Raw genomic sequence first — 7,719 nt, 5'->3', positions numbered from 1 at the left:
AAAGTTGGCACGCACCCTGCTATATCTCTTGCATAACAAGAACAAAATGTGAAAACCCAATAAAAATAAGATGAATCGGCTCTGACATAACAAGAACAACGGCACAGAGACGCAGCCAACAGATTTTTTTGGAGTAGAAATGCTTTACCGAGGCCCCGGCCTCGCAGCCCGACCGAGAACCATAAAACTACCTTCAGGTAGCGGCCAGAACGGGTTGGATCACCTCTCGCAGAAGAGGAATCAAAGCAGGTCAGCGCTCAAAAAAATACGTTTGCTCTTGTATCCCGTATGGGGATCACCGAAGACGCTGTAGAGGGACCGGTCGCCAATAACAACAACAGGCCGCCCTACAACAATAAGAAAGAGCACGTGCAACGATTTAAAGGGGAGCTTCGGCTCCCCTTTATGCTGTCTGGCGTTCAGCTTTCAGGGTTACGCCTGCCGACCGCGCACCAGCCGCAGCCCGGCGATCACCACCGCAAAAACCGCAAGACTGGCCGTGTACAACACCAGTGCCAGCACGCCGAGCAGCAATCCAGTCACGGCCAGTACGTTGCCCACCCGGCGCGGGATGCAGAGGGCAATCAACGCCGTGATCAGCGCACCCCATCCGAACACCCCGAAGTGAATCAACAGTCCCAGGTTCGAGCGCACCTGGCATTGCCACTTCGACGCCTCGTCAGCGCAAACTCCCACCCATTGCACGTCTTCCATCAGCCCGTAACGCAAGCCGTAACTGAAAGCCAGCCACAGCACTAAAACCAAAAACAGCACCACCCACGACAGACGACGGGACACAATTCACTCCAGAAAATAACCCACGGCGCGCAGGATAGCCGCAGCGGCCCGGGCAAAACCACACGGGCAAGAAAAAGCACGAGCAGACAGGTCAGAAGTGCCATAACCTGTATCGTCGCGGAGGGTCATGCATGAGTCACTTGCCGTCACGGCACTTTGGCACTACACCCGTGTCATAGCCTGCGTATTTCCACAGCACTTCTTTCCCAAGGGATTCAGTCATGCTTCGTTTTCTGCGCCTCGCCGCCCTTTCTGGCGGCCTGTTCTTGAGTGCGTCCGTGATGGCGGTCGATGTCGATCCGTCCAGCTATGGCTTCCCCTTAACCAATCCGTTCGAAGCGACTATCGCCACGACCCCACCGGATTTGCGCGGCATGGTGCCTGAAGACGCGGACATCGATCAGGACGACTACAGCCTCACCCTGCGCCCGGAGCGCGAGTTCACACTGCCGGACAACTTCTGGGCCGTGAAGAAACTGCGCTACCGCCTCGCCAAACAAGACCACCCGGCACCGCTGATCTTCCTGATCGCCGGCACCGGCGCGCCTTACAACAGCACGCTCAACGAATACCTGAAGAAGCTTTATTACGGCGCGGGTTACAACGTCGTACAGCTTTCGTCGCCAACCAGCTACGACTTCATGAGCGCTGCCTCACGTTTCGCAACGCCGGGCGTCACCAAAGAAGACGCAGAGGACCTCTACCGGGTCATGCAGGCCGTTCGTGCCCAGCAAACCAAGCTGCAGGTCACCGAGTACTACCTGACCGGTTACAGCCTCGGCGCGCTGGATGCAGCGTTCGTCAGCAAACTCGACGAAACCCGCCGCAGCTTCAACTTCAAGAAGGTGCTGCTGATCAACCCGCCGGTCAACCTGTACACGTCAATCACCAACCTCGACAAAATGGTTCAGACCGACGTTAAAGGCATCACCAACAGCACCACCTTCTATGAACTGGTGCTGCAGAAGCTGACCCGCTACTTCCGCGAAAAAGGCTACATCGATCTGAATGACGCGCTGCTGTACGACTTCCAGCAGTCCAAGCAGCACCTGTCCAACGAACAGATGGCGATGCTGATCGGCACCTCGTTCCGTTTCTCCGCAGCCGACATCGCGTTCACTTCCGACCTGATCAACCGTCGCGGTCTGATTACTCCGCCGAAGACCCCCATCAGCGAGGGCACCAGCCTGACGCCGTTCCTCAAGCGTGCGCTGCAGTGTGATTTCGACTGCTACGTCACCGAGCAGGTGATTCCGATGTGGCGTGCCCGCACCGACGGCGGCAGCCTGCTGCAACTGGTTGATCAGGTCAGCCTGTACGCGCTGAAGGATTACCTGGCCAGCAGCAAGAAAATCGCTGTGATGCACAACGCCGACGACGTGATCCTCGGCCCGGGCGACCTCGGTTTCCTGCGCAAGACATTTGGCGATCGCCTGACCGTTTACCCTTACGGCGGTCACTGCGGCAACATGAACTATCGCGTCAACAGCGACGCCATGCTGGAGTTTTTCCGTGGCTAAACGTCTTTTGCTTATCGCCGCCCTCCTCTGCGCTGGCGCCGTCCACGCGGCCGACGCGCCGATCGTTTCCCAGGCAGCCCCGGTCAAGCGGATCGATAACCCGGATGGGTTTACCGAGCCGTTGAAGTCGCTGAAATTCAATCCGGGTCTGGATGCGCAGGAGTTCGAGCGTTCGTCGCTCAACGCGCTGAATGTCTATGATCCGCTGGAATCCTGGAACCGCCGGGTCTACCACTTCAACTACCGCTTCGATGAGTGGGTATTCCTGCCGGTGGTCAACGGCTACAAATACGTGACACCGAGCTTCGTGCGCACCGGCGTCAGCAACTTCTTCAGCAACCTGGGCGATGTGCCGAACCTGCTGAACAGCCTGCTGCAGTTCAAGGGCAAGCGTTCGATGGAAACCACTGGCCGCCTGATCGTGAACACCACGCTGGGCATTGCCGGGCTGTGGGACCCGGCGACCATGATGGGCCTGAAGAAACAGAGCGAAGACTTCGGTCAAACCCTGGGTTTCTATGGCGTACCGGCCGGTCCGTACATGGTGCTGCCGATCCTGGGCCCGTCGAACCTGCGTGACACCGGTGGCCTGGTCTTCGACTTCACCGCCGAGTCGCAGATCAACTTCCTCAACGTAGCCCAGGTCAGCGAAGACCATCCTGAGCTGTACCTGCTGCGCGCCATCGACCGCCGCTACACCACCAGCTTCCGCTACGGTCAGATGAATTCGCCGTTTGAGTACGAGAAGGTGCGTTACGTTTACACCGAAGCCCGCAAATTGCAGGTTTCCGAGTAACGTGGTCTGACGGCTGCCGGCGCTGCTGGCGGCAAAACCTGTAGGACTGGCTTTAGCCGGGAAGAGGGCGGTTGGCGCGCCATCACATTGCGGTGTGACTGCACGCGGTGCTTTTTGGTAGGACCGGCTTCAGCCGGGAAGAGGCCCGTCGGCACGCCATCACATTGCGGTGTGACTGCACGCGGTGCTTTTTGGTAGGACCGGCTTCAGCCGGGAAGAGGCCCGTCGGCACGCCATCAAATTCGTGGTGTTAATGCCTGCGTCTTCCCGGCTGAAGCCAGCCCTACAAGTGCGCGGTCCGGCCGGCGGAGATATGTCGGATGTTCGGCTCTCTTCGCGAGCAAGCTCGCTCCCACATGGACAGTGTTTGCTGCTCGATCTTGTGGCGCCCGGATGCTGGGGCTCTCCCGCACTATCCGGAACAAAGCCCCAAACCCATCGCCAAACCCGATCATTCCCTCGCAAAAACGTCACCCATCCATCGCCTCAACAGGCCTACCATAGGCGCCATTCCCCTTCTGCCGGAGTGAGCCTCATGACTCAATTTCGTAAAGTGCTGTCGATCCAGGCCGGCCAACCGACCTCGGATGGCGCTGGCGTCAAGCTGACCCGTGTGTTCGGCGGGCCTGGCATCGAATCCTTTGACCCCTTCCTCATGCTCGACGAGTTTGGCTCCGAGAACCCCGACGAATACATTGCCGGCTTTCCGCCACACCCTCATCGCGGTTTCGAGACCGTGACTTATATGCTCGAAGGCCGCATGCGCCATGAAGATCACATGGGCAACGTCGGTCTGCTGCAAGGGGGCGGCGTGCAATGGATGACCGCCGCGCGCGGGGTCATTCACAGCGAGATGCCCGAGCAGGAGGAAGGCGCCATGCGCGGCTTTCAGCTGTGGCTCAACCTGCCGGCCAAATCGAAGATGGGCGACGCGGGTTACGACGACATCCAGCCCGAACGCATTCCGCGCATCCGCACGCAACACGGCGTCGACGTCGTGGTGATTGCCGGGCAGTTCGACGACGGCCATACGTCTCAGGCAGGCGCCGTGCAGCGCCCGGACACCGAGCCGCAGTATTTTGATTTCCACCTGCCCGCCCACAGCCAAATCACCCCGCACGTCGCCGAGGGTCATCGCGTGCTGCTGTATGTGTACGAAGGCGAGGTCGAGATTGCAGGACAACCACAGAAGCTGGGTAAGAGCCGTCTCGCGCGTCTATCCGAAAGTGGAGAGGTGCACCTGAGCACCCAGACCGGCGCACGCGTCCTGCTGATTGCTGGCAAACCCTTGGGCGAACCGATCGTGCAATACGGCCCGTTCGTGATGAATAGCCGTGAAGAGATCGAACAGGCGCTGCGCGATTTCCGGGATGACACGCTGACGGCCTGATAGCTCTGGCGAATCAAGCGTCAGGAGGGTTTAAACCAGCCGCAAGAATCGCATCAGTTCATCCTTCTGGGCCATCGCATCGCGGCGGCCCAGCTCGATCAGCTCGCTGCAATAACCCGACTCGAACAACAGATAGCTCAGCACCCCTGCCCCGCTGGTCTTGGTCGCTCCCGGGCCGCGCAAAAACGTGCGCAACGCCGGCGGCAGTTCGCGGCGGTGACGGGCAGCGATTTCATCGATGGGCTGACTGGGCGAAATCACCAGCACCTCAACCGGCGCCAGCGATTGGATGGGGGTCGAGTCCGAGACCTGCGGCGACGGCACGCCGGAAGCCGGCAACATGCGGCTCACCAGGTTCAGCCGCTCCAGCAATTCGATGTCACTCTCCAGGCTGTCAATGAACGTGCTGTTGAGCATGTGCCCGCCGATCTGTGCGAGGCTCGGCTGCGTGCCACTGACCGCACGCTGGACAGGCGCATTGGCGCCCGCTCCACGCGGGTTGCCGCTGACGCCCACCACCAGCACGCGATTGGCGCCCAGGTGCAGCGCCGGACTGATCGGCGCCGACTGTCGCACCGCGCCGTCGCCAAAATATTCCTGGCCCAGCTTCACCGGCGCGAACAGCAAGGGAATCGCTGAGCTGGCCAGCAGATGGTCAACCGTCAAGCGCGTCGGCAGGCCGATCCGACGGTGGCGCAGCCAGGAATCGATGGTGCCCTTGCCCTGGTAAAAAGTAACGGCCTGCCCCGACTCGTAACCAAACGCGGTGATCGCCACCGCGCGCAGATGCTTTGCTTCTATGGCTTCGTCGATGCCGTCGAGGTTGAGTCGCGCCGTCAGCAGGTCTTTCAGCGGCGAACTGTTGAGCAGCGCCACCGGCACTTGCTTGCGACCGATGCCCAACAGACTGCGACCGAAAAACCGCCCGGCCTGCCGGATGACGCCGGCCCAGTCGCTGCGCAACACTTGATGGCTGCGAAAGTCCTGCCAGAACTCCGTCAGTTCGTGGATTGCCGTACGAAATTGCGCGGCGCCGCTGGCCAGCTTCACCGCGTTGATCGCCCCGGCGGAAGTGCCGACGATGACCGGAAAAGGATTCTTGGCGCCGACCGGCAACAGGTCGGCAATGCCGGCAAGCACACCCACTTGATAGGCCGCACGCGCGCCGCCACCGGACAGGATCAGACCCGTGACAGGCTCGACGCCGGGCGTGAAGGCTGAGGCGTTGCGCACCGCTTGTTGTTCTATGGCGCTTGTCGTCATGGGGTTTTAACTCTCGGTTTCAGCCACGTTTCTTGTACAGCTTCGGCTCACCGGGGGGCCGGCTCTTGAACCGCCGGTGCGCCCACAGATACTGCGCCGGGCAGTCAGTGACGGCGCGCTCGACCCATTGATTGATGCGGATGCAGTCGGCTTCGTCGCTTTCCCCTGGAAAATTGCTCAGGGGCGGATGGATCACCAGCCTGTAGCCGCTGCCGTCGGCCAGGCGTTCCTGGGTGAACGGTACGACCAGCGCGTGCCCGAGCTTGGCGAACTTGCTCGTGGCCGGCACGGTGGCGGCCTGGATTCCGAACAGCGGCACAAAGATGCTTTGCTTGGCGCCGTAGTCCTGATCCGGCGCATACCAGATCGCCCGTCCCTTGCGCAGCTGCTTGATCATGCCACGCACGTCTTCGCGCTCGACGGCGATGGAATCCTGGTTATGCCGCTCGCGGCCACGCCGCTGCACGTAGTCGAACAGGGCGTTCTTGTGCTCGCGGTACATGCCGTCGATGGTGTGCTGCTGACCGAGCAGGGCCGCACCGATTTCCAGGGTGGTGAAGTGCAGCGCCATGAGGATCACGCCCTGGCCGTCCAGCTGCGCCTGTTTCAGGTGATGCAGGCCTTCGATATGCGCCAGCCGCGCGAGACGGGGTTTGCTCCACCACCAGCTCATGGCCATTTCGAAAAAGGCGATGCCGGTGGAGGCGAAGTTCTCCTTGAGCAGGCGTTTGCGCTCGGCCTTGGAATACTGGGGAAAACACAGCTCAAGGTTACGCGCGGCAATCACCCGCCGATCGGTTGCCTGGTAATACATGACCCAGCCCAGCGCACGGCCGATCACCAGCAATGCGCGAAACGGCAACTGCACGATCAGCCAGAGCAACCCCAGCCCGAGCCACAGCAGCCAGAAGCGGGGATGAAGAAAGTCAGCTCGAAAACGCGGGCGATCCATTACAGCTTCCGTCAGGACAAAGGCGGGCATTCTACATCGGTTCGCGCAGATCGTGCCCCCGTCGGTTGCGCCTCCCTTGCGGCTGGCGGGCGTTATCGTTATAAGTCTCGGCACTTTTAGCGACAAGCCGCTGTATGCCGACATGAGCCAAATCGAATTGCAAGACAAGGACCCCGTGTTCCAGCTGAAGGGCAGCATGCTGGCCATCACCGTTCTGGAACTGGCCCGCAACAACCTCGAAGCGCTGGATCGTCAACTGGCGGCAAAAGTCGCTCAGGCGCCAAACTTCTTCAGCAACACACCGCTGGTGCTGGCGCTCGACAAGCTGCCGCCGGATGAAGGCGCAATCGATCTGCCAGCGATGATGCGCATCTGCCGGCAACACGGTCTGCGCACCCTGGCCATTCGCGCCAACCGAATCGAAGACATCGCCGCCGCCATTGCCATCGACCTGCCGGTGCTGCCGCCTTCGGGCGCGCGCGAGCGGCCGCTTGATCCGATTGAAGGCGAAGTCAAAAAGAAGCCGGAAATCATTGAAAAACCGCCCGAGCCGCTGATCAAACCCACCAAAATCATCACCGCCCCTGTGCGCGGCGGTCAGCAGATCTACGCCCAGGGCTCCGATCTGGTGGTGATTTCCTCGGTCAGCCCCGGCGCCGAGCTGCTCGCCGACGGCAATATCCATGTGTACGGTCCGATGCGCGGCCGCGCGCTGGCGGGGATCAAAGGCGACACCAAGGCGCGCATTTTCTGCCAGCAAATGGTCGCCGAGCTGATCTCCATCGCCGGTCAATACAAGGTGTCCGAAGACTTGCGCCGGGATCCGCTGTGGGGCGCCGGGGTACAGATCAGTCTGGCCGGGGACGTGTTGAACATCACCCGTCTTTAACGGATACTGCGCCATTTTCAAAGCCACTCTGATTCGTCGCGAAAACGACGCGAAGGCACCGGGAAGTTCGGGATATTTTTTTGTTCTCTCGAACGGGGACTCCTTCACGGG

At 60.6% G+C, this 7,719-nt stretch carries 7 protein-coding genes; 4 read left to right on the top strand and 3 right to left on the bottom strand.

The window, feature by feature from the left end; translation table 11 throughout:
- Positions 1-432: 432 nt before the first annotated feature.
- Positions 433-798: a hypothetical protein gene (locus VF672_RS22660; protein ID WP_331107105.1), complete on the bottom strand. Its 366-nt coding sequence runs from the start codon at positions 796-798 to the stop codon at positions 433-435.
- Between the two features lie 221 nt (positions 799-1,019).
- Here VF672_RS22660 and VF672_RS22655 point away from each other — a divergent pair, with 221 nt between their 5' ends.
- From VF672_RS22655 to VF672_RS22645, 3 genes are all read left to right on the top strand, one after another.
- Positions 1,020-2,318: a serine/threonine protein kinase gene (locus VF672_RS22655; protein ID WP_331107103.1), complete on the top strand. Its 1,299-nt coding sequence runs from the start codon at positions 1,020-1,022 to the stop codon at positions 2,316-2,318.
- Complete coding sequence (locus tag VF672_RS22650) at positions 2,311-3,114, top strand: VacJ family lipoprotein (RefSeq protein WP_331107101.1); 804 nt, start codon at positions 2,311-2,313, stop codon at positions 3,112-3,114. Before VF672_RS22655 ends, VF672_RS22650 begins: the two co-directional genes overlap by 8 nt.
- Before the next feature lie 535 nt (positions 3,115-3,649).
- Positions 3,650-4,504 (top strand): pirin family protein, encoded by an 855-nt coding sequence (locus VF672_RS22645; RefSeq protein ID WP_331107099.1) that lies wholly within the window; start codon positions 3,650-3,652, stop codon positions 4,502-4,504.
- A gap of 30 nt (positions 4,505-4,534) precedes the next feature.
- Here VF672_RS22645 and VF672_RS22640 read toward each other — a convergent pair whose 3' ends face one another.
- Together VF672_RS22640 and VF672_RS22635 are read right to left on the bottom strand one after the other, a co-directional pair.
- Positions 4,535-5,767: a patatin-like phospholipase family protein gene (locus VF672_RS22640; RefSeq protein WP_331107097.1), complete on the bottom strand. Its 1,233-nt coding sequence runs from the start codon at positions 5,765-5,767 to the stop codon at positions 4,535-4,537.
- Positions 5,768-5,786: 19 nt separating this feature from the next.
- Positions 5,787-6,719, bottom strand: coding sequence for a lipid A biosynthesis lauroyl acyltransferase (locus VF672_RS22635; RefSeq protein WP_331107095.1), 933 nt, complete (start codon positions 6,717-6,719; stop codon positions 5,787-5,789).
- A gap of 142 nt (positions 6,720-6,861) precedes the next feature.
- Between VF672_RS22635 and minC the strand changes: the two genes are divergently transcribed.
- Positions 6,862-7,608, top strand: a complete 747-nt coding sequence (gene minC / locus VF672_RS22630; RefSeq protein WP_331107093.1) for a septum site-determining protein MinC — start codon at positions 6,862-6,864, stop codon at positions 7,606-7,608.
- The last annotated feature ends 111 nt before the right edge of the window (positions 7,609-7,719 follow it).

The sequence above is a fragment of the Pseudomonas sp. genome, from assembly GCF_036387035.1.
In the GTDB taxonomy this organism is placed as follows: Bacteria; Pseudomonadota; Gammaproteobacteria; order Pseudomonadales; family Pseudomonadaceae; genus Aquipseudomonas.
The sequence above is the reverse complement of the archived record's forward strand: the minus strand, read 5'-3'. Positions and strand labels throughout refer to the sequence as shown.